Below are 21,930 nucleotides of genomic sequence, written 5' to 3'. Positions count from 1 at the left end.
CGGGCCACAAGTGCCCTTGCCTTGCCCCGTTTTCTTCCCATCTGCCCAGCCATGCAAGGAAGTTCGCTGTGGCGAAACCGTCCGCCCCGTAGATACCGTCGTTGCTCTTGACTGAACCTATGTCTCACGGGGAGCCCACAGTGAAACGCCGCCCTTTGCCCGTTGCTGCAGCGCTCGCCGCGTCAGCAGCCCTGCTGCTGACGGCCTGCGGCAACGGGGACGAAAAGTCCAGCGAGAACGACAAGATCGCGGGGGCCGACACCGGCGGATCGACGAAGTCGGCTTCGCCCAGTGCGAGCGCGTCGGATGACATCGAACGGCCGGACCTGTCTCTGCCCGACGACGTGAAGGAGGTCTTCGAGGGCTGGAAGACAGGCGATGCGGTCCAAGACGCCGTCCTCTCGGACGCCGGGCGTTCCATGACGGCAGTCGAACGGGCCATCACGGATGGCGACGCCAACTCCCCTGCTCTGACCTTCTATTACGAGGGTGAAGCCCTGGTGGGTGCGGCGAAGTGGGTCCAGACGTTCGTGGACCACAACGCGACGATCAGCGGCACCACGCGCTACTACACACCCGAAGTCAGCCTCTCGGGCGAGAAGACGGCTGCCGTCACGATGTGTGCGGACGAGAGCAAGGTTTTCAACAAGGACCGAAAGACGAAGAAGATCGACAAATCCGCGCCCACGGACGACTCATATGTGTACTACATCAGCCGCCTCGAGCTGAACTCCAAGAAGGTCTGGGTCACCACTGAAGTTGCCTCGAAGAGGGGGAGCGAGAAGTGCACTCCGTGATCACCGCTCGGAAGAGCGCCCTGGCTACACTCACCCTCGCGTTCAGCGTCTTCCTGATCTCGGGAACAGCGCAGGCGGGAATAGGGTTCGGTGGATCCCGCAATGAGGTCGACACCGACAGCGGATCAGACGACCAGACGATCTCGTCTCAGGTCACCTTCGACGTCTCGAAGAACGGCACTGGAAAGTCCACCGGTGCACTTACTGCGGTTGGCGACTATGATCCCCCGGCTTGCTGGTACGAACCGCAGTGGACGCCTGAGGAGTACGAGAAGGAATTCAAGAAGCGCTGGGACGTCGGTCACTTCAGCGGCGCTGCACAGGGATATGCGGGGGAGCAGGCTCGCTACATCGAGGGGAAACCCTACAAGAATTTCAACAAGGACAAGACTGGCGAGGGCATGTTCTGGGGGGCCGTCTACGACTGGGACAGGCTTGAGGGAGACGACTACCTGGCCTGCGGTGGAGCGGACTTCTGGGTTGAGAATGGGGACTTCCCTGACGTCGAAGACGCCATCGACGCAGAGACGCTGGCCATGCTCGCCTACAAGGAGATAAAGGTCCCGGACACGGAAATCTCCCTCGCTCCAGAGAACATCACCAAGGTCAACCTCCCGACCTGGGCCTGGCTCGACAAGGCCGAATTCCACGAGGTGTCTGTCACCGCTTCCCTGAACGTCCCGGGTTGGAACCTCGCCGCCACCACCACCGCCAAACCGGTCTCCCTCAAGCTCGAACCCGGCACAGGCGACGCCACAACTTTCCCCGCCTCCGGCGAATGCGCGATCAACGACGATGGCTCCATCGGCGAGCCTTGGGCCAAAGGCAAGTCCGATGAGACCCCGCCCTGCGGCATCACGTACCTGCGCTCGTCCGGTGAAAACACATACAAGCTCAAGGCCACGGTCACCTGGGAGATCACCTGGGAAGGGACCAATGGCGAAGCCGGAGCGCTTCCTGACGGAACCTTCGGCAGCGAGCAAGACATCACCGTGCAGGAGATCCAGTCCGTCAACAGTTGACGCTGAACTGTGGCCAATGTTGGGGACAGGCGCTCACCCTCATACCCGCGCAAGGCGCTCACGCGCGGGTATGAGAGCACGGCCGACGACCCAGCCCACCCCACTGGCATCATCCTTTTTCTACGAACGCCCACCACCACTGGGAGTGGACAGTGAGCCGCCGCAAGATATCCACTGTTGTCACGCTGATCACAACCACGGCCGTGCTGATTGCGTCATGCAGTGGAAGTAATGAAAAATCTCAAGCTGACGACAATGATGGCAGTCCTGTAGCAACCTCCAGAAACCCATCCCCATCAAATACGAGATCGCTCACCACAATCGACCGACCGAAGATAACCCTACCCCCTGACGTCAGGATGGTCTTCGCTCGCGAAGAGCTGTCCGATCCGGCGCAGAAAGCAGCGCTCAACGACGCAGAGAATTTTCTGCGGTCTATCAACCACGCGACTCTCCGCCAGGATCCGCAGGACCCAGCATACAAGTTCTACAGTTACACCTTGGAAAGTGCCCAGAAATATGCCCACGAAGAGATCAAGAAGCGTGTCAACGGCAAAGCTGGCATCACGGGGCTCCAGATCTTCAGTGGGCACGTGAAGATGCGCAACGACAAGAAGGAGGCCACGGTCTATTTCTGCCGTGATAATTCGAGACTCTACGACGTAAGCATCACGACGGGAAAAGTGTGGCACCGCGAGGAGAGCATCGATGATTACTCTTACCTTCGGATTGAGATGACGCGCTCAGTGCGACAGCAAGACTTGTGGCTAGCCAAGGAAGTTCACGTTGATGAAAAGGTTGCAGAATGCATGGCCTGAGCAGGGAGGAAACTCATGAATAGGCCAACCAACCATGCATCCAAGAGAAAAATGAGCTGCCGCGCGGCGGAGGGCACCGCCTAACCGTCAAGCAAGAAAAAACCCAACGACAAAGATGTAAAAGAAGAATAGGCCAGGCAACACCGGCAGGATGGATAGCTGAATAGATCACATCTAACTGTCCGCGAAAAGTGCCCCTACCGCCACGCTGCTGGAGTTCAGCAGTGAATCACCCAACGATCTCCGCCGCCCGATCGACCCCCTAAAGTGAAGTAGAAAGGGATCATAGCAGTGGGCTTCAAGGGAATGGACGATGTCCAGGCTCCGAAACTGGCCGCCTCCGTTGACGTCTTGGGAGGAACCCTCACCATCCAAGGAGGGCTGATCAGCGGCATTCTCGCGAAATGGGACGCGAAGGCGGAAGGCGTCTCCGATTTCCCCAAGAAGGCGTCATGGGCTCAAGACGAGGCAAAAGACATCCGTCGCCGTCTGGGATTGTCTAAGGACGACCCGGAGGCGGTTCTCACCTTCGCCAGCCTCGCCGGTGCGTTGGAGACGTGGAACGAGTTTAAAGAGGGCACCCTCAAGGACATCAAGACGCCCCTCAAGATCCTCAAGATCCCGACCGCGATCGAAGCTTCGATCCACCTTTACCAGCGGTGGGCCCAGGGACAGAACGTTGCGGGCGCGCGGGCGGTCTGGGAACTCAACAAGTACTTCGGTTCATCGGCCGAGCGCATCAAGGCAAAGCGTGGCGAACTCCTCAAGGAGCTCCTCAAGGACCAGAAGATCCGTAACTGGTACAAGGAGCCCTGGAAGTGGCAGCAGGCGGTGCGGAGAACTGCCATGCGCCTCAAGATCCCGTTCGCCGCAAAGCTCTTCACCAAGGCGCCTGGAGCCGGCTTCCTGGCCCAGCGTGTCTTCCTCCCCTTGAGCATCGTGAGCGGCGTCAAGGAGATGTTCCTCCCAACTCATGGAGGCGCCCAGGGCTGGGTCGACCGCGGCATGGGAGGCGTCCAGGCAGCGGGTGCCGTAGCCGTACTAGGTGGCGCGAGCATGGCCACCGCTCTGGGAGCATCGGCGGCAGTCGCAGCCGCAGTACCCGTCGCGGGCTGGGTCGCTCTTGGCGTGGCCGGTGCCTACTTCCTGGGCAGTTGGGCCTGGGACAAGTGGGGGGACGACATCAAGGACGGTGCCAAGCAGGCTTGGAACGCCACTAAGGAATGGGGCGGCGAGATCAAGGACAAGGGTGCTGAGATCGTCAATGGAGCCAAGAGCGCGGTCACTAACCTAGTCCCCAACACCATCCAAAAATACAAGTTCTGGTAAGCGAGCATCGGACGCACAATCATGCAAAGCCCCGACATTGACATGGACCTTCAGGAGTTCCGCGGAACCCTTGCTGAGGCGCTCGCCGAAGGAGGGACCCAACCTCTCCTAAGGCTCACCGATGAAGAGATCGCCATTCTCGATCCCGACTCATTGAACGAATGTGTCGCCCCCACGCCGCGGATCAGTGAACTCTCCACGCAGGAACGCGAATGGGTCTACGCCACCGCGCTACGATCCCTCGTATCGCGTGAGGCGGTAGAGATCGCCAACATCGACGAACTCGACGCCGTGCTGCGCGCATCGTCCGTGAACTCCGTGCCCGGCGACACGGCCTCCGAGGGCGGTACCGACCCGGCATCCACCCCATCCGGGGTGGACCTCGACATGCGTGTCACCCCCGAGGTAAGCCTCGCGCTGGCCCTGCGGCGAACTGCCGCCCGAGCACTGGCCGTTGAGCAGCACACTTCGAGCGGCATCACTCACATGCTGGTCTACATACATGCCGAGGATCTCTATCTCGTGGAGCGTGTCACCTCCGGTGGCCTCCACATGTTCACTCTCGCCAGTTCGGCCAAGGACGCGGCTGAGATGGTGCAACTCTTCATCGACCCTTTCGAGGTCGCCGACAAGGATGGTCGCGTCCAACAGCTCACTCCGCAGCAGATCAGCGAAGAGAACGTCGGCCGCGCACTCAACGAGGCCATCAACAACGCCCTAGTGGTCGGTCAGACAGTCCTCCTTGCCGACGCTCCCGGCCCACTCCTGACGACGTATGCAACCGATAAGGCCCTGTGGACGGTTTACATCGAGAAGCCGAACGCTGCGACCGGCATTGAAGCGCGCCCCGTCGGCAAGACGACGCTACAAAAGATGATCGCCAAGCTGATCACCCCGAGCTGAGGAAGGCGGAGACATGTCCAGAGAGAGCGATTGCCGTGAGGACGTACGCCTGCTCAAGAAGTACGCGGACGAACTTGAGCGTTCAGTCGACAACGTCCAGAGTCTCTGCGGCACAGACACCTGGAAGGGTCCCAAGAGCGAGCGGTTCCGCAAGGAATGGTCCGGCCACCGGAAGCAGATCAAGGACGCAGTGGCCAACGCCCGCGCCGAAATAGACAAAGCACTCAAGCGCGTGGAGCGGGAAGAGGAAGACAAGAAGAAGACAGGAACCGGGAACTAGCGCCGTGGCCAACCAGCAACGCACTCCCGCTCGCGGCGCAACACCTGCTCAGGCACGCCGGGTCACTGCGGCGGTCATCGACGCGCTCGCCGCCTTGGTGTGCGGCCTCGCGGCCGGAGCTGCAGCTGGCGTGAAGGTGGTCGACGGAGTCGTCGAACTCCGGCCGCAGTCCCCCACAGTGCTGGGAGCAGCACTCGGCGCGGCCATCGGACTCTCCTTTGTCAACCATGTCCTGCTCACGCTGGCGGCTCGGGCCAGCCTCGGAAAGCTGCTCACTGGACTGCGAGTCGTCCGCACGCCCGACGGCGGGCGTCCTCGTCTCTTCCGGCTCATTGGCCGCTGGCTTTTCGGCTTCTACTGGATGGTCGTCTTTGTTCCTATCCATCTGGCAACGGACAGCGATGTTGAGCAGCAGGACTCGGTAGGACTACGTATGGTGCGTCGAGTGACCCGTTCCTAACCTGTTAGTGACGAGAGGCGGAGTCCCTTGAGCGGCTTCAGCTCCTTGCCCCGCGCGCGGCGCCGGGCCATATTCGGCGGCGTCATCGTGATCGTGGCTATTGCCGGATTCGGGATCTATAGCATGGCATCAGATGACAGCACCGATTCACCCTTGAACGTCGACTTTGTGCTCGGCGGAGGGACTGAATCGACCGGCAAGGGTAATCAGTTGGCGGTCCAGGGGAAATTCGGTGGTCTTGGCGCCGCTCCTGATGGCACTGTTTATCTGTTCACTCAAGGGGCAGACGGGATGGTGATGTGGCGGACGGAGAAATCCGGCACCACCGAGCAAATCCCTATCTCCGGTATGGACGGAGTGACGGCAGAGCAAACATCCGTGGCATCCGATGGGTCTGTCTATCTCGCGGCAGATGATCTCTGGAAGGTCAGCCCGGAGGGAAAAGCCGCCAAAGTCATTGACGTATGTGAGGGCAAAGAACCCACACCCCTCGCCACTACGGTCAGCGAGTTCTGCACCGGCCAAGTCACGGGAGTGACGGTTGCCAAGGACGGCGCTGTCTATATCGGCGACCAGGTGAACTGGGGACGCCACGGCTCCTATGTACATAAGGTCGACGGCGACACGATCGAGCTCGTGGCGGGACGCCCGCCCGAGGACGGCGAGTCCTTGAAGCGGTCCAACCTTGCAGTGAGGAACGGCATCAACCCCCCTCCCGGTACCAAGGCGAAGGACGTGTTGGTTCCGGAGGTCACGAACTCGGGTTGGCTCTCGTCCGACAAACAGGGCCTCTATTGGAGGACCGGGTTCGGGATCGTTCGCATCAATCACGATGGCACTCTGAGTCCGTTCGTCGGAGCCAAGTCTCCCAATGAAATCAGCGAGCCGAACGTCCCATTCGACAATGTTGGCCGCGCTCTCGACGCGGCGATCGCACGCAACGCCACCTCCACCGAGCCACGAGGCGACTTGGCCGTCCTTGCGGGACGTGACGAAGTCTATTACTCCGAGGCAGGGGAGGAATATTCACCTCCCTTTACAAAAGCGTACCGTTGGGGAGGATCAGAAACGGCTTCTCAGAAGAAACTCCTGGAGAACTCAGTCGCTGGCAAGCTCATCTATCGAGTGGCTGACGGACAACTGGCCCCCGTGATCGTGGGGGCGCAAGCTATCACAGCCTCTGACGATGCGCTGTACGTTGCAGCGGAATCCAACGACGGGGACAAAGACAATCCTGAGAACTGGAACACGGCAGTAGTGCAGGTGCAACTTCCCAAGAAAAACTAGGCCGAGCGAGCGCCGGTTCACTTAGCCGCTTCATCCAACTTTCGCTGCTGCGCATCAATGATCTTCTGTGGCACAGCAATGAACTTGCTCTCGAACTGACCCGAGGCAGAAATCTTGGTCAACGACGCCCCGTTCTGCACCATCACGTAGCGCATCTTCCGGCCCATTTGGTACTCAAGTGAGAAGTCCACAGCCTTCTCACCGAGCTCGGACTTGTTGACCGCTACTTGGCGAATCTTGTAATCTTCCCCGGAAAGCGTTACCTCGAACCCCGAACCGCAAGAGGAGACGGCGCCTCTCAAGTCCTGCACAGCCTGCTCGGCAGCTGACTCCGACCCGGCGGTTGACAGAACAAGTTGATAGCTCGCTTCCGGGCTCTCGGAACCAGTCGGCGTCTTGACAATACTCCGCAGCGCCAGACGCTCGTCATCCGCCGAAGCCACGGGAGCCATCATTGCAACAATCGGCTGACATGACTTCTTCGCCGCTCGCGCTGACGGGTCGGACTGGACACCGGAGTTGTCGCGGATCGTGTACCCGGGAACGTCCCCCTCGTTCAGTGCTGCTTGCGCTATTTGCGTCTTGGTCAGCGGCTCGTTTTCCGCCGTTCCCTTATCTTCTGCACACGCCGTTGCACTCAACAGAGCCACCGTCACGGCGATGGCCGCGGTAACTCTTTTTTCGAAAATACCCATTGCACGCACCTCAGTTACATCTCTCTCGAGATGAACGGTCTCAGCCCAGCCCATTACCCGTCCTGCCCGGGATAGTCCCGCCCGTCCCTACCTGATGAGAATTCCGGCCAGACCGCGTTGACAACTGCCGGATCTTGCAGCCATTTTCCGTAGGCGGTGCGCTGAGAATTCGTCATGTCGGAAACATCCTTGATTTTACCGTCCTTGTCCAAGAAGTTCCCGTCGCCCTTGGCGTAGTCCTTGGGATCACCCGTGTACTCCTTAGTGGTCTTCTCGCCCTTCTCGCCGTCAGTCACGATTGTTACTTTCTCGATCCTTCCGTGCTCCCGGGCCGCGTCGGCGTTATTCTGGTAGTCGGTCTGCCAAGAGAAATCAGCCGTCGCATCCTTGACTCCCTTGAATTGCTCCTTAAGGCCCTTGGGAGCATCGTTCGGATCGACCTTCGCAAGCTCCTTGATCCACCCAGTAACGATGCCCGATCCCATTCCGTAGGCGACTCCGATGGCTGCACCCTTGACACCCGCCACCCCTGCTCCGCCTGCCGCTCCCAGGGCCACCTCACCAGCTTTATCGATCACCGATGCACGGAAGGTGTTCGTGTCATTGACCCATTTATCGATGTCCATATCGAGTTCGGCCGATGCCGTCTTGAACGTGGTTACATAGAACTGCTGCATCATGCCGCGCTTCATGGAATCATAAGAACCAGCATCCTTTCGGCTCTCGTGAGTTCCGTATGCGTGGTCGAGCTCCTTCTTGTCGTAAGACTGAAAGAGGGCGCTCAGGGTTCCGGCCGCCTTTGGATCACGGGCCGACTCCTCCATGAGTGACCGCCACATACTTGCGGACGCCTCAAGGCCAGGGCGACTGCCATCCTGGCCCTTCATGTAGTCCGCAAGGCTCCATTTGCTGGCATCCTTGAACTTCGCTTCACCTTTGGCGACAATATCGCCTCCCCAAAGGGAATTACCCACCGGTGATGTGACTGCGTGCTCAAGGTCTTTCCAATATGCCGTGATGATGCTCGCGTAGAGAGCCTGAGTCCCGTCGATAGGGTGCATCCCCTTCGTGTCGGATCCGTTCCTGTGCTGATAGTTATCGAATAGAATCCGAGCCGTATTCTTCTCAGCGAGTGACGGGTTCTCCGACTTCAGCTCCACTGTGCCGGCGTTGAGCAAGGCAAAAAATGCTTCCCCGCGCTCTTTCGGCTCGTCCACCTTCCACGGGCCGGTCGGGTAGAGAGCTTTCAGGGCGAACTCATTATTGTGGTCAAACCACTCACCGGAGGCTTCCGGGTTCTGCGCAATGGCGTCGAAGAGTTGCGCGTAGTTGTCTTTGCTCCACTCTCCCTCGCCCAATCCACTGTTTCCGAAGAAGCGGGTCTCGTTGGTCTTCGTGTCCTTATTGAATACTCGGTCCCCAAGGGCCACAAGGAAGTCCTTGTCGTGTGAGCCTCCCTTGAGAAACGGAGTCAGTCGATCTGGACGAAATCCGTCATACTCGTCCATCGCGGAGTCGTCGAACCACTTGTTCCACTCCCGCTGCTTCTCTTTTGCCGTCTTACCTTCAAAAGCAACCTTCGTGTACGTGCCGAATGTATCGGCAATGACTGCCCGGTCCTTCTCCCGCTGGTCCGGGTTATCCTTGTATACGTCGTTGTTGCGGTCGCCCATTTCGTTGGACATCCACATCAGACGCTGCGGACCCAGCGCATTATAGAAAGCCTTTACATAATCCGCATCGGCCTTGTTCGCACGCAGGTCAGCGAACATCTCAGGACTGATGTCGTCCCCGTTGTTCAACTTATCCTTGAACTTGTCACCCAGCTTCTTCCCGTCGGCAAGCGACTTCTTGGTCTGGCCGACCATGCTTTCGTCGATCCGTACCATGCCCTTGTAGCCGTGGCCATATTTTTCATCCTCAGCGATGGAGAGATGATGCCGACGCCTCAGCATGGGAAGCTGATTCTCAGCCCACCCAGCAATGGCAAGCAACTCGGTCAACGGTTCCGTGCCTACCCCGTACCGTTCGAAACTAGACTTGATCCACGTTGCACTGGATTTCAGTTTCTGCTGGTCTTTCTGCAGCGATTGGATAGTCTTTGCCAGGTGTTCTGGATCGATCCCGGAGTATCCGCTACCGCCATCTTTACCGTTTCCCATGAAAGTCTCCCCGTTCTGCGTGAAAATCGATAGCTCAAATCAGTAGCGCAGGTCCATTTGCATCATCTTCGCCTCGGAGAGCGGAACCTTCTCCGGGAGAGAGTCAATCCTCTTCTGCACCGCCGGGATGAGCTTGTCGATCTCCCGGATCATGCGACCGCGGTTGCCTTCGATTTCGTCGTGCCACTTGTTGGCTGTCTTGCCGACCCAGGATTTCTTTTTGTCCCCAACATCCTGAGATGCAGACTTCAGGCACTTTTTCAACTCTTTGACCTCATTCACGAGATCCCCCTTCAATGTCTCAAGGCGGGTTCGATAAGGGTTATCAACCTTCGGCTGCTCGTTCGTGTCCCCCACTGCCCCTCCAGCGTCATGTCAGGCTGTCCTTCGTCAGATTTCCCAAGTTGCTCCTTGTCAAGAATACGGAGCTTTCGATGCTGCGAGCAAGAAGGCTTGGGGCGGATGACGCAGCTCGACCCGTTGCGATAGCATCGGGCCCGGCGGACGGAGGGTTCGTCTAGCTATCGATACACGGGGAGGCAGCCATGGCACAAAAAGGCGCAGATACTACTCGACTTCGGGGTCTTTCCAACACGTTCAAGACCCAGCACGGCAACCTTGACGAACTGATCCGTGCAATCTCGACAGGTACGGGCAACAGTGAGCAATTCTGGAAGGGTGGCCGAGCCAACCGATTCCGGGACGAATGGGACAAGCTGAAGCCGCAGCTCAAGAACTTCCTTCAGTCCCTTGAGAATGCTCGCAAGGAGACGAACGACGCCGCCGACGGCAACGACCGCGTCAACGACTAGTCAAGAGTTAGTCGTAGTTCGGCGCGATCGGTACATCGGGCCTCACTTCGAGCAAATGCATTCGGGCCCGGCAGCTCTAAGGCTGCCGGGCCCGAATGCATTGCTATGCCTTGCGAGCGACTGTTATCAGCCCGGCAGCACCGCCTGCGCCGGCATGGCCTCCCCGCCCTGGACAAAGAGTCCACGACCGGTCGGCCCACCCCCGCTGTTCGAAGGCAGGCGAATGTTGAACATCTCGCCATCCGCCGTACCCTGCGGAGACAGCAGCAGGCCATTGCGCGACCGGCGTGCCTGTACGACGAAGCCCCGGTACTGCGAGGACAAGGTGTCGACAGCACCCGCCGCGATCACACCGAGACCGCCGTCCATACCGCGACGGAGAACTTCCTCCAGCGCCTCGTCGAGCGGCGTATCGTAGATCAACTCCGCATCGTCCACGACGATCACATACGGTCCCCGCGCACTGTCCGTCAGCGCCTCCAGATCGTCACTTGAGCTCTCACTGTCCAGGACGCCGAGCACTCCGGACTCCGAGGACAGTTCTCGCAGCGGCGAACGCCGCGGGGTGATGAGGATGACCTCGGTTTCCCGGCGTAGCAGCGACATGGCCGCGGTCACCAGTGTGCTGGAGCGCCCCGACTTAGGCGGACCCGAAATGACAAAGCCCGGTCCAGATTCCTCCAAATCCATGCCGAGGGGATGCAGTTCGTCTCCGCCGACCGCGAAGAGCGCCCACAGCGACGAGGGCGGAGAGAAGTCGGGCTGCAAGGCCATCGCTTCGGACGCCTTCATGCGTGCAGGAAGCACATCGACGCGGATGGGCCGCTGCTGCGGAGCAGGACGATCGGCGGCCCCCGCCACCACCCGCGCAATCTCCTGGAGTGCGGCCACCTGTGCCTGTCCGCTCGGATTCTCGGCGAGCAGAGCGATCTGGCTCTCCTGCACTCCCTCGTCTGTTGCCTTGAGCGCTCTGCCGGGCGGCACCTCCTTGGGGACGTCCTTCGGGGAGATGCCTGCGAAGGAGTAGTCCGAGGGGTCGGCGAGACGGAGCACGAGCCGTTCGGCAAAGGAACTGGAGATCTCGCCCATGAGACCGCTCCGGTCCGTGGCAAGGACGACCTTGACGCCCACGGCGGCGCCTTCTCGGAACAGCCTCTTCGCCGACTCGACAAGGCGTCCGTAGTCGTAGTTCTCAAAAGCCACGCGGAACGCGTCCCACCCGTCGATCAGTACGACCAGCCACGGCAGACGTTCCGCAGGATCGGCACTTGCACGCTGCTCCGCCGCGCTGGACTGACCCTTCTCCGCGAGGAGCAACTGCCGTCGTGAGACCTCATTGAGGAGTCGGCCGAGAAGCCGGTCGACACGCGCCGTCTGGTCACGGGTCACGACTGCCCCGCAGTGCGGGAGGCCGGTCAGCGGCAGCAGCGCGTTGGCCCCGCAGTCGATGCCGTAGATATGGACGTCGTGCGGCGCGCAGTGATACGCGAGCGATCCCGCGATCGTCCGCAGCGCCGTCGACCTCCCGGAGCGTGGACCACCCGCGATCATTAGGTGCTCCCCGTCGGCCAGGTCGAGCGCGAGTGCGGCGCGCGCCTGCTGGGCCGGCAGGTCGGTTAGTCCGAAGGCCACGGGTCGGATCGTGTCGGCGTCTGGGCCCGCAGCGGGCAGAGCAGGCAGCTCCGATGTCAGCACCTGCGAGGGGATCGGCGGCAACCACGGGCTGCGAGGTGTGGCACAGGCGAGCTGTCGTGCTCCCGCGCCGATCGCATCCACCAGCACGGCCAGGTCGGTGACCATCGTGCCGTCATCTCCGTCGTCCTGCGTGGCTCGCGGCGGCGGATGCCCGTAGGCCACCCAGTCCAGGAGGTTCACTGTGACCTGAGGCGCTGTGTCGAGACCCGGACGACGCCCACCAATACGTGCGGACTGGACGCCGACGAGCGACTGGGCTCCGGACCGTACGTAGCAGCGGCCCGGTGTCGCCTTCGAGATGTTGCCTGAGTCAGGGGCGTCGATGACGTCGCGCGACTCCTCGCCGTTGGTGACGCGCAGCGCAATACGAAGGTTGGTGTTGGCCCGGATGTCCGCGCTGACCACACCTGCCGGGCGCTGCGTGGCAAGCATGAGGTGCACGCCCAGCGATCGGCCACGTCTCGCGATATCCACGAGGCCCGCGATGAAGTCGGGAAGCTCCGCGACGAGCGAGGCGAACTCGTCGATGACGAGCACGAGCCGTGGCATGGGTTCGAGTTCGGGCCGCAGCCTTCGGGCATCGTTGTAGTCCTCGATGTCCTTGGTCTCGGCCTCGAAGAGGATTTCCTCCCGGCGCTTCAACTCCGCAGCGAGCGACGCGAGTGCGCGCTCCGTCAAATGGGCATCGAGGTCACTCACCATCCCGACGGTGTGCGGCAGCCGCGCACAGTCCTGGAAGGCGCTTCCGCCCTTGTAGTCGATGAGGACGAAGTTGAGGGAATCCGGAGTGTTACCCACGGCCAGCGAGGCGATGATGGTTTGCAGCAGCTCCGACTTACCGGCACCTGTCGTGCCCGCGATCAGTGCGTGCGGACCGTCCCGCCGAATGTCCAGGATGAAGGGACCGTCGGCGGCCAGTCCTATCGGCGCCGCCGTGGTCGCCCCGCCCCGCTGCCAGATCGAGGCGATGTCGGCACCGGTTGGGTTCGGCATCTCCAGCAGCTCGAGCAGCCGCGCAGCCGTGGGGAGCGCACTGTCGGCGTCGTCACGGCTCACATCCACCACGGGTGCAAGAGCACGGGCTATACGTTCGCACCAGGCAATGGAGACCTGATCTGCCAGTACGTCGCCGGCGGCCTCGTATCCGTATCCCCGAAGGTGAACCCTGCTCGCCGACTCAGGTGTCCAGCAGATGGCCGTGCGGCATTCTTCCGGCAGAAGCCGCTCATCCTCATCGACGCACAGCGCGAAGATTCCGTGAGCCGGTCCCTCCTGCAGCAGTTGGGGGACACCGGGCACCCTGCGCAGCAACCGCGCGCCGTCAAGGATGAGCAGCACCTGCGGGTCTGGGCGAAGCACATTCAGACCGCCGTTCTCCTTGGCGGCTGCCTGACGCCTGGTGAGTTCCGCGAGGAGCTCGGCAACTCGGCGCGAGATGGACTCCGCATCGGTGCCTATCAAGGCAACGCAATTCTGGCCCTGCTGTGGGCTCGTGTGAGGCAGCCATTGCGCCCAACTCCAGTTCTGCGCCGCGTCCGTCGCGGAGGACAGCACCACTAGGGAGAGGTCACGGGGGCTGTGAAGCACCGCTGCCTGAGCTGCCATCCACCGAGTGCTGGCCACAGCCCGCGGCCGGTCTCCTGCGATGCCGACTACTCCGAGCTCCGCGAAGGGCAGCGTCAGCGGGACGTTGGATACCACCGGAGGCTCCGGTTCGTCCGCGTCCGGGCTGGCGGTACGGGCGTTGGCCAGGTCGATCTCCGCACGGAGATCACTGAAACCGACCCTCAGGTGCATCGCGTCGGGGTCGGTAATCCGCCGTTCCCACAGGCGCCGCCGCGGACCGGTGGCGAACAACAGGAGCTGTCCCGGGTCCGGGTAAGCGTCGCGTCTGCGGCGCTGGTCGTGCTCACTCAGCTGCTCGACCTGGGCTTCATGATCGGCCTTGGCCTTTTTGTACTCCTTCATGGCCGCTCGGTACTTCTTCTTGCCATGACGCCTGTCACTGACCCACTGGCCGACGATCATGATGGGCGACAGAAGGCAGAACAGGAGCATGTAGATCATCTTGGTAACGAAGTACATGCCCACTCCGAAGAAGAGCGGGAGGATCGCGGAAAGGAGCTGGAACCGCTGGGCTTCATCCTTGGTGGGCGGCGCGGGGACAACCAGTCGAGGCTTCGCCCTCGGCGAGGTCAGGCGCGGAGGCCGGTTGTAGGCCAGACCGCCCGCTCCGGCAGGGGAGAGGTGAGCATCGGGTTCGCCGACTTCGGAGAGGCTGAACAACGATTCGCCGGATTTCAGCAGCACGCCCGGCTGCCACTCCTGCGTGCCGGACACCGGCTCGTCGTCCAGGGTGAGTTCGGCGCCATCGCAGGGGGCGATCTCTACACGTCCCTTGACGTCGACGGTCACCCTCGCAGCCATCTGCGCCAGATACGGGTCCTCGACGCAGAGCGTGGCAGTGGGCGCGGAGCCAATCGTGCTGACCCCGGCGGACAGTCGGACCACTCGTCCTGCCCCGGCACCACCGCTGACGGTGACCTCGCACCTGCCGACGGGCTCGCCACTGTCCATGAAGGGGCCTACAGAAGGGTCAGTGGTGAGGCGCACCCCGTCCCTCAGCACACTCCCGATCTTTGCCTCTGGTGCGCAGAACCTGCCGTCCACCCACAGCCCAGCACCAGCAGTCGACCGCTGCCACGAGGGGGCTCGAGCGGGGAGAGGCGTCACCACCCCCTGAGCCGCGAAAGACACAGGGCTGCCCCACCCATGAAGCCGGTCCACCGCCGCCGCCACTTCAGCCGCGGTCGTACCGTCATCAACGTTGATAACCGCGTCCTGTGGTGCGACTCCTTCCCGGACTACGGTCGCCCGCACTCGCATCGGGACGTGTCCCCTCCCCTTCGAATCTTGCCAGTCATGATTTGAAATTGCGTCACTCAGAGCCTAGCCCGCAGTAGTCAGCCATCCAGGTGCAGCATCTGTGCACATATCAGGGAGGGTTCACTAACCACGGAATTGGGATAGATTTCCCATTTCCCCTAATGCTCCGCCGGATTGGCCATCTCCTCCACCGGGACTCTGGGAGCAAACGTGCGCAGGGCCTCAGCCAGACGCTCGCGATCGAGCGCCCACAGGTTGATGTGCCTACTTGCCAGGAAGACCTCGTGATCGACATGCGGTGCCAGGCGGCCAGTCTGCTCCCGGGTCAGGTCGGAGTTGGGACCCGGAAGCGCAGGGGCACCCGCTCGACGGCGAAGGCCCACGTAGCGCATCGGTGTCAACGCAGCGGTGTCTTGCTGCCACAGCACCACCGCTTCGATGTCCCTCCAGGGAACGAAGGCGGTCTGACGCTCGTACCGTGCAGGCGCACCACCCAACGTCACACCTTGATCATCGACGCGGAATGCGACAAGTCGCTTCTTCCACGCGCCGCTGAGGAGCTGAAAAGGCGTCCAGGTGAAGGGGACTTCGTACGATGCCGACGAATCTGCAGACATGACGATCACAATCGCTCGGGTTCGCTGACTACTTACCTGGTAAGCACTGTCTCTGACACATCTCACACCGCAGGCAGAGCGTAGATCTCGTAGCCGTGCGTCACCAGCAGCCGGTTGCCGGATATAGCGACCTGAAATGGTTCCACCGGGTCCTTGTTGTCGTTGTAGACCCAGCGGGGCTTGCCGGTCTTCGCCGCGAGCGCGAAGATGCCGCCTTCGTCCTTGTACGAGGCTCCGTAGAGGGTTGCGCCGGCGCGCAGGAACCTGGTGGGGGCTCTTCTTGCACCGGGGTCCTCGCACAGCCAGATCTTCCTGCCCGTCTTGACGTTGACTGCCCATACACCGTCGTCGTAGTCGCTGACGTACAGCACGCCGTCGATGACCGTGGGATCGTTGAAGCCCCGACGGCCGTTGGGAGACAGCGTCCAGCGGCTCTTGCCGGTTTCCGCATCCAGCGCCGTCAGGTTGTCGCCCGGGAGGAAGACGAGGCCCGAGGCGACAGTGGGTGTCCAACTCCAGTCGTCGCCAAGCTTCTTGGTCCATAGCTGGCTGCCCGTGGCAGTGTCGCGGACGGTGAGGTTGTACTTGGAGTCGGCGTAGACGAAGTACTTTCCGGAGACAGTGCCCTCGACATCCCAGTTGTTGGTACCCCAGTCGCGCATCTGGACCCACGCCGTCTTACGTGTGGTGTGGCTGATGGCGGCAACGCCCATGCGGTAGTCGGTGGCGCTCTTCGCGTCGCTGAAGTCGGTCACCGTGACGTACACGTTCTTCTCGTCGATGGCGATCGTGGCGTCGAGTTTCAGATCCTTGCCGAGGCGACTGCGCCAGGCCTCCTTGCCCGTCCTCACGTCCAGTGCCACGAGTGCGCCGTCGTAGTCGCCGTCGGCCAGGAACAGTTTGCCGCCGGAAAACAGCAGTTGGGCATTCGGCCGGACGACACCAGGGCGGTACCAGCGCTTCTTGCCCGTTTTCACGTCGTACGCCACCAAAGGGTCCCCGCTGATCAGCAGCAGGCCGTCGTGGGTCACCAGCGGAAGGGTGGTGCTGATGCTCTCCTCCGCCACCGACTTGTGCCACAGCGGCTGCGGTGCCGTACCGGCCGGCGGAGTCGTGAAGTCCTCGCCCGCGGGTCCGGCCGAACCGCCCTTGCTGCCCCCTGCGGACGTACCGGGCGAGTCATCGCGCGAAAGCAACCAGGCAGCGCTTCCGCCGACGACCGCGACTCCCGCTACACCGCCCGCCGCCAAGCCCAAGAAGCGGCGCCGGGAGGGGAGAGGGGTGGAGGAGTTCGCGGGACGTGTGCCGAGTTGGACCGTACCTGGCACGGGTGTGTCGGCTGCGTACGGCGACGTCCCGGCCGGTGGTGTGCCGTAACCGGGTGAGGGCAGGCCTGCTGGAGGAGTTCCGTAGCCCGGGACCGGCATGCCCTCGGCGGGATTGCCGTATCCCGGCACGGGCGTGCCCGTACCAGGAGTCCCCGCAGCGGCCGACGACCCGCCCAGCATCGTGGGCGGCCGTCCGAATCCGGGAGCCGGCTGTGCCTCCGGTTCTTCCGGCGCCTCCAGGTCCAGAATCCCCGCCGCGTGCGTCGCGATCGTGGAAGCGACCGCCGACGGCAGCCAGTTCGTCAACAGTCCCTCGACACCGCCGGGCGCCAGGGCCGTCACAATTTCCGCGGGCGCCGGGCGCTGCGCCGGGTCCTTGAGCAGGCAGGCGCGTAGCAGCCCGAGGAGTGACTGCGGGATGCCGGTGAGATCTGGCTCGCCATGAACGACCTGGTAGAGCATCGCGGCGTGCGAGGCCGCGCCCTCGCCGAAGACGTTGCGGCCCGTTGCCGCGAAGGCGAGTACGGCGCCGAGCGAGAAGACGTCTCCGGCGGTCCCGACGTCCTGCCCCAAGGCCTGCTCGGGCGGCATGTAACCGGGCGAGCCGACCACAACTCCCGTCTGCGTCATACGGTTTCCGTCCACCGCCCGCGCGATGCCGAAGTCGATGACGCGGGGACCATCCGCCGCCAACAGGACGTTGGAGGGCTTGAGGTCGCGGTGGATCAGGCCTGCCGCGTGGATCTCCTGGAGCGCGGCGGCAAGGCCCGCGCCCAGTGCGCGGACCGTGTGCTCGGGGAGAGCGCCGTGCGCCTCCACCACGTCGGTGAGGTCGGTGCCCAGTACGTACGAGGTCGCCAGCCACGGCAACGGCGCGTCCGGAGCCGCGTCCACGACCGGTGCCGTATAGCGGCCGGAGACCGCGCGGGCTATCTCCACCTCGTGCTGGAAGCGGCGGCGGAAGTCGCCGTCCGCCGCCAGCTCCGGTCGTACGACCTTCACCGCGACCGTGCGGCCGCCCGGCGAACGGGCGAGGTAGACGCGGCCCATGCCTCCCACGCCGAGCCTCCGCAGCAGCCGATAGCTGCCCAACTCCCGCGGATCGTCCGCCTGCAGTGTCTCCATGGTCGGGCCTTCCCCGTTTCCTCGTCCGCGCGGTAATTTCGTTCACTTGTTTGCAGACACAGTAGTAACGGGAGTGACGGGTGGGAGTGGCCGGGGACGGCAAGGGGGATGGACGGTGAGCGGATCGGCCAGGCCGAAGTGGAGGCGGGCAGCCGGGGCGGCCCTGCGGTACGAGCCTGTGCAGGGGCGGGTGGTGTCGCGGGGGCCGGGGCGCGAGCCGAAGGTGAAGTGGGATGCCGTTCTTCGGTGGGTGATCGCCATCGCCCTCACCCTCGAAATAGCCGGGCTCAGTCTCGTGACGCACTTCTGGGTCCGTAACCACGTGTGGGGCGGACTCGCCCCTGCCTGGCCCGGAGGCCCGTACGGTCTGGCCGCGACCGCCGGCCTCCTCGTGCCCCTCACCATCGCCGCCCTCTTCGTGACGCTGACGCGGGTGAAGTGGCCGCAGGACAAGGTGGGTTCGCTGAAGTGGATCGCCGCTTCGTTGCCCGGCCATGTCATGGCCGCGCTGCTCACCGTGGTGCTCTTCACGGCCATGCGCCCCAGACGCCTTCGCGGTCGCGGTCCCGACTGCTACAGCGAAGGCGGCGCCTGCTGGCTCCGTGAGGAGTATCCGTACATCTGGGCCATCATCTGGGGCACCGCGCTACTCGCGGGCGCGGCCGTGCTCGGCGGGCGTTTCGTGTACCGCCGCCGAAGGGCTGCCATCGGCGGCAACTCTCCTGCTCAGCCCACCACTTGACCTACTCGATCTCTCGACCTACTTGACCTTGTTCATCCGAGCCACCGGATCCCCCGCCTCCTCGTTGTCCGTCTCGTATCTCAGGTCGTCGTCGACCGGGATCAGGCGGACCTCGTGGCGGCCCATTACGCACACCGCGTCCTTGGACTTCTTGGCGACGCTTGTGGCGGTGATCTGTTGCGGGGTGGCCTTTTTGAGGATGAGTACGGTGTCGCAGTGGCCGCCGATCAGGTCGGTCTGGCGGAATGTGGCGAACTGTTCGCCCACGCCGGCCTGGCGGACCGTGACGCGGAACTTGCCCATGGGGAGGGTGCCGTTGAGGGCTACGCCGTCGCCTTCCCAAGTGCCTAGGTAGCGCTTGGGGACGGCCGCTCCGGTGGCCGGTGCGGATGTGGGCGCGGACGCGCTCGGTCTCGCCGCCGTGTCGTCGGCCGCGGGCCCGCCGTCGCCGTCCGAGGCTCCGCCCGGCAGCAGGTCGAAGACGAACACCGAGCCGAACGTCACCGCCGCCAGCGCTCCCGCGACCGCCAGCGCCACCGTGCAACTCAGCTTGCGGCCACGGCCGCCCGCCCCCGGCGCGGACGTCGCGGCCACGGAGACGGTCAGTCTTCCGGGAGCGGAGGGGCCACCAGGGCGCGATTCCAGTCCGGATCCCGGGCCAGGTCCCGAGCCCGAGCCCGAGCCCGTTCCTGGGCTCTCGCCCTCGCGAGGCTCCGGGACATACGTCGGTACGTCCGCCACCTGGGCCGCCGCCCGCCCAGCCCCGTCCCCCATTCCGTACGACGGATCCGGCGGCCCGAACACCCCGGCCGGAGTCGCCGGAGCCGGAGTCGCCGGAGCAGACCCGCTGCCCGCCCCTTCCTCCTTCACCGGCGAAGGCGAAGCAGCATCCACCCCCACCGAAGGACTACTGAACCCCACCACCCCCGAAGGCTCCGCCCCCGTAGCCTCAAGGTTCAGCACCTGGACCGCACTTCGGCTCACCTGTTCCACCAACGACCCTGGCAGCCACCCCGCCGCCACCGCCCGCGCCGCCCCCTCCGGCGCCAGCCGCGCGGCCAGCTCGCCCGGAGACGGACGCCCGCCCGGGTCCTTGGACAGACAGGCCGCGACTACTTCCCGCAACTCCCCGTCCACCGGGCCGAGTTCAGGCTCCTCATGCACCACCTTGTAGAGCAGCGCAGCCGACGAGTCCCCGGGGAACGGAGGCGAACCCGTGGCCGCGTACGCCAATACCGCCCCCAACGAGAAGACATCCGCCGCCCCCGAGGCCCCCTTGCCGAGGATCTGCTCGGGCGACATATAACCGGGCGAGCCCACAGACACCCCTGTGGACGTCAGCGACGCCGTGCCGTCCGTCGCCCGCGCGATGCCGAAGTCGATGAGGAGCGGGCCGTCCAGCGTCAGGAGTACGTTCGAGGGCTTGACGTCGCGATGTACGAGACCCAGGCCGTGCACCGCCGCCAGCGCCTCCGCGAGGCCCGCACCCAGGACTCGTACGGAATGGTCCGGCAGTGGGCCGGCGTCGGCGATGGCCGCGGCGAGCGAAGGGCCGGCGGCGTACGCGGTCGCCACCCAAGGGATCGAGGCATCGGGGTCGGCGTCCAGGACCGGTGCCGTGTACGCGCCGCCCACCCGTCGCGCCGCGTCGACCTCGCGGCGGAAACGGGCGCGGAACTCCTCGTCGAGCGCGAAGTGCGGGTGCACGATCTTGACCGCTACGGTGCGGCCGCCGGCGCTGCGGCCCAGGTAGACCCGGCCCATCCCGCCCGAGCCTAGGCGGCCGAGCAGCCGGTAGGGCCCGACCGTGGTGGGTTCGCCGACATCGAGCGGTTGCATGGCGTGTGCCTCCCCCGGACGCGCTCCACTCCCCACCGGCAAGGGTAGGGACAACCAGCAGGGTAGGCGCTGCTTACGGCTTACGGCTCCAGCAGAGACACCTTCACATCCGCCGGGAAGCCGGTGGTCGGGCCGACGCGGCGGGCGAACTCCGTGACGGCCTCCAACTGGGGCTCGCCGAAACGGAAGTCGAGGGTCGTGAAGTAGTTCTCCAGGACGCTCTCGTCGAAGGCCTCCCAGCGTGCCGCCTGTTCGGCGACCTTGCCGACCTCCTCCAGGGAGAGGTCCCTGGACGCGAGGAAGGCCTCGTGGACCTTGCGCGTGACGACCGGTTCGCGCTCCAGGTACTCGCGTCGCGCCGCCCAGACCGCGAAGACGAACGGCAGGCCCGTCCACTCCTTCCACAGCGCGCCCAGGTCGTGCACGGCGAGCCCGTACTGCGGCCCGTCGAGCAGGTTGGCGCGCAGCGCCGCGTCCCCGATGAGTACGGCGGCCTCGGCCTCCCGCATCATCAGGGCCAGGTCGGGCGGGCACGTGTAGTACGAGGGCTGTACGCCGAACCGGTCGGCCAACAGCAGCTGCGCGAGCCGTACGGACGTGCGCGACGTGGAGCCGAGCGCGACCCTTGCGCCGTCCAGGTCCTCCAGCGGGACCTGGGAGACGATCACGCACGACATCACGGGGCCGTCGCAGCCGACCGCGATGTCGGGGAAGGCGACCAGTTCGTCGGCGTTCTTGAGGAACTCGACGAGCGTGATGGGCCCGATGTCGAGATCGCCACGCACAAGCTGCTCGCTGAGCTGTTCCGGGGTGTCCTTGGTGAGCTCGAAGTCGAGAAGCGTCCCCGTACGAGCGAGCCCCCAGTACAGGGGCAGGCAGTTCAGGAACTGGATGTGGCCGACGCGCGGCCGGGTGCGAGAATTGTCCACATCGCGAGACTAGACCCTTTGGGGTACGGTGCAGGCTTCGGGTCCCGGAGTGGTGGGAGCCATTCCGGAAACCCGCCCGGCCTCTCGTGTCAAGCCCTGTGACACCTGGTCGCCATCCCTACGTCAACCCCTCGGGTGAGCTGCTCAAACCTTTGGGTGACGTGATCTTGACCCCTGTTGCTTTCCGCTGCCTGCATGCTAGGC

Annotated in this window: 18 protein-coding genes; 10 read left to right on the top strand and 8 right to left on the bottom strand. The window is 63.6% G+C overall.

The annotated features are described in order from the left end of the window. The first annotated feature begins 140 nt into the window (after positions 1 to 140). The 8 genes from ACQEVY_RS27605 to ACQEVY_RS27570 all read left to right on the top strand — a co-directional run bounded on the left by ACQEVY_RS27605 (position 141) and on the right by ACQEVY_RS27570 (position 6,896). Complete coding sequence (locus ACQEVY_RS27605) at positions 141 to 797, top strand: hypothetical protein (RefSeq protein WP_432952114.1); 657 nt, start codon at positions 141 to 143, stop codon at positions 795 to 797. Then, on the top strand, positions 785 to 1,819 hold the full coding sequence (locus ACQEVY_RS27600) for a hypothetical protein (RefSeq protein WP_432952113.1): 1,035 nt from the start codon (positions 785 to 787) through the stop codon (positions 1,817 to 1,819). The genes ACQEVY_RS27605 and ACQEVY_RS27600 overlap by 13 nt, the downstream gene beginning before the upstream one ends. Positions 1,820 to 1,971: 152 nt before the next feature. After that, a complete protein-coding gene (locus ACQEVY_RS27595; RefSeq protein ID WP_432952112.1) occupies positions 1,972 to 2,637 on the top strand; it encodes a hypothetical protein in 666 nt (221 codons plus the stop codon). A 291-nt stretch (positions 2,638 to 2,928) separates the two neighbouring features. Beyond that, entirely contained in the window at positions 2,929 to 3,966 is a 1,038-nt protein-coding gene (locus ACQEVY_RS27590) for a hypothetical protein (protein ID WP_432952111.1), read from the top strand. A 21-nt stretch (positions 3,967 to 3,987) separates the two neighbouring features. After that, on the top strand, positions 3,988 to 4,869 hold the full coding sequence (locus ACQEVY_RS27585; protein WP_432952110.1) for a hypothetical protein: 882 nt from the start codon (positions 3,988 to 3,990) through the stop codon (positions 4,867 to 4,869). Between the two features lie 13 nt (positions 4,870 to 4,882). After that, positions 4,883 to 5,149 (top strand): hypothetical protein, encoded by a 267-nt coding sequence (locus tag ACQEVY_RS27580; RefSeq protein WP_432952109.1) that lies wholly within the window; start codon positions 4,883 to 4,885, stop codon positions 5,147 to 5,149. A 4-nt stretch (positions 5,150 to 5,153) separates the two neighbouring features. Further along, positions 5,154 to 5,609: an RDD family protein gene (locus tag ACQEVY_RS27575; protein WP_432952108.1), complete on the top strand. Its 456-nt coding sequence runs from the start codon at positions 5,154 to 5,156 to the stop codon at positions 5,607 to 5,609. A 27-nt stretch (positions 5,610 to 5,636) separates the two neighbouring features. Further along, a complete protein-coding gene (locus ACQEVY_RS27570) occupies positions 5,637 to 6,896 on the top strand; it encodes a hypothetical protein (protein ID WP_432952107.1) in 1,260 nt (419 codons plus the stop codon). Positions 6,897 to 6,913: 17 nt separating this feature from the next. On the opposite strand, the gene ACQEVY_RS27565 is transcribed toward ACQEVY_RS27570, so the two are convergent. Genes ACQEVY_RS27565 through ACQEVY_RS27555 form a run of 3 tightly spaced genes read right to left on the bottom strand, consistent with a single transcriptional unit; the run spans position 6,914 to position 10,110 of the window. Beyond that, complete coding sequence (locus ACQEVY_RS27565) at positions 6,914 to 7,591, bottom strand: hypothetical protein (RefSeq protein WP_432952106.1); 678 nt, start codon at positions 7,589 to 7,591, stop codon at positions 6,914 to 6,916. 53 nt (positions 7,592 to 7,644) lie between these two features. Then, entirely contained in the window at positions 7,645 to 9,753 is a 2,109-nt protein-coding gene (locus ACQEVY_RS27560; RefSeq protein WP_432952105.1) for a hypothetical protein, read from the bottom strand. 39 nt (positions 9,754 to 9,792) lie between these two features. Continuing rightward, complete coding sequence (locus ACQEVY_RS27555; RefSeq protein WP_432952104.1) at positions 9,793 to 10,110, bottom strand: hypothetical protein; 318 nt, start codon at positions 10,108 to 10,110, stop codon at positions 9,793 to 9,795. Positions 10,111 to 10,298: 188 nt separating this feature from the next. Between ACQEVY_RS27555 and ACQEVY_RS27550 the strand changes: the two genes are divergently transcribed. Continuing rightward, positions 10,299 to 10,565: a WXG100 family type VII secretion target gene (locus ACQEVY_RS27550; RefSeq protein WP_432952103.1), complete on the top strand. Its 267-nt coding sequence runs from the start codon at positions 10,299 to 10,301 to the stop codon at positions 10,563 to 10,565. Between the two features lie 126 nt (positions 10,566 to 10,691). On the opposite strand, the gene ACQEVY_RS27545 is transcribed toward ACQEVY_RS27550, so the two are convergent. The 3 genes from ACQEVY_RS27545 to ACQEVY_RS27535 all read right to left on the bottom strand — a co-directional run bounded on the left by ACQEVY_RS27545 (position 10,692) and on the right by ACQEVY_RS27535 (position 18,216). Beyond that, positions 10,692 to 15,146: an FtsK/SpoIIIE domain-containing protein gene (locus ACQEVY_RS27545; protein ID WP_432952102.1), complete on the bottom strand. Its 4,455-nt coding sequence runs from the start codon at positions 15,144 to 15,146 to the stop codon at positions 10,692 to 10,694. Positions 15,147 to 15,304: 158 nt separating this feature from the next. Beyond that, complete coding sequence (locus ACQEVY_RS27540) at positions 15,305 to 15,763, bottom strand: hypothetical protein (protein ID WP_432952101.1); 459 nt, start codon at positions 15,761 to 15,763, stop codon at positions 15,305 to 15,307. Between the two features lie 62 nt (positions 15,764 to 15,825). Further along, the gene (locus tag ACQEVY_RS27535; RefSeq protein ID WP_432952100.1) at positions 15,826 to 18,216 is read right to left on the bottom strand and encodes a protein kinase domain-containing protein; all 2,391 of its coding nucleotides are present in this window, start codon (positions 18,214 to 18,216) and stop codon (positions 15,826 to 15,828) included. A 115-nt stretch (positions 18,217 to 18,331) separates the two neighbouring features. Between ACQEVY_RS27535 and ACQEVY_RS27530 the strand changes: the two genes are divergently transcribed. Continuing rightward, complete coding sequence (locus ACQEVY_RS27530) at positions 18,332 to 18,958, top strand: hypothetical protein (RefSeq protein ID WP_432952099.1); 627 nt, start codon at positions 18,332 to 18,334, stop codon at positions 18,956 to 18,958. A gap of 18 nt (positions 18,959 to 18,976) precedes the next feature. On the opposite strand, the gene ACQEVY_RS27525 is transcribed toward ACQEVY_RS27530, so the two are convergent. Both ACQEVY_RS27525 and ACQEVY_RS27520 read right to left on the bottom strand, forming a co-directional pair. Then, a complete protein-coding gene (locus tag ACQEVY_RS27525) occupies positions 18,977 to 20,797 on the bottom strand; it encodes a serine/threonine-protein kinase (protein ID WP_432952098.1) in 1,821 nt (606 codons plus the stop codon). A gap of 80 nt (positions 20,798 to 20,877) precedes the next feature. Continuing rightward, a complete protein-coding gene (locus ACQEVY_RS27520; protein ID WP_432952097.1) occupies positions 20,878 to 21,726 on the bottom strand; it encodes a menaquinone biosynthetic enzyme MqnA/MqnD family protein in 849 nt (282 codons plus the stop codon). Positions 21,727 to 21,930: the final 204 nt, after the last annotated feature.

It is taken from the genome of Streptomyces sp. CA-288835 (genome assembly GCF_050936385.1).
Taxonomy (GTDB): Bacteria; Actinomycetota; Actinomycetes; order Streptomycetales; family Streptomycetaceae; genus Streptomyces.
The sequence above is the reverse complement of the archived record's forward strand: the minus strand, read 5'-3'. Positions and strand labels throughout refer to the sequence as shown.

Bases quoted from the DNA above. Each gene is read 5' to 3' on its own strand.
- ACQEVY_RS27585 (WP_432952110.1), top strand. From the start codon at position 3,988: ATGCAAAGCCCCGACATTGACATGGACCTTCAGGAGTTCCGCGGAACC.
- ACQEVY_RS27580 (WP_432952109.1), top strand. From the start codon at position 4,883: ATGTCCAGAGAGAGCGATTGCCGTGAGGACGTACGCCTGCTCAAGAAG.
- ACQEVY_RS27565 (WP_432952106.1), bottom strand. From the start codon at position 7,591: ATGGGTATTTTCGAAAAAAGAGTTACCGCGGCCATCGCCGTGACGGTG.
- ACQEVY_RS27560 (WP_432952105.1), bottom strand. From the start codon at position 9,753: ATGGGAAACGGTAAAGATGGCGGTAGCGGATACTCCGGGATCGATCCA.
- ACQEVY_RS27550 (WP_432952103.1), top strand. From the start codon at position 10,299: ATGGCACAAAAAGGCGCAGATACTACTCGACTTCGGGGTCTTTCCAAC.
- ACQEVY_RS27545 (WP_432952102.1), bottom strand. From the start codon at position 15,146: ATGCGAGTGCGGGCGACCGTAGTCCGGGAAGGAGTCGCACCACAGGAC.
- ACQEVY_RS27540 (WP_432952101.1), bottom strand. From the start codon at position 15,763: ATGTCTGCAGATTCGTCGGCATCGTACGAAGTCCCCTTCACCTGGACG.
- ACQEVY_RS27535 (WP_432952100.1), bottom strand. From the start codon at position 18,216: ATGGAGACACTGCAGGCGGACGATCCGCGGGAGTTGGGCAGCTATCGG.
- ACQEVY_RS27525 (WP_432952098.1), bottom strand. From the start codon at position 20,797: ATGCAACCGCTCGATGTCGGCGAACCCACCACGGTCGGGCCCTACCGG.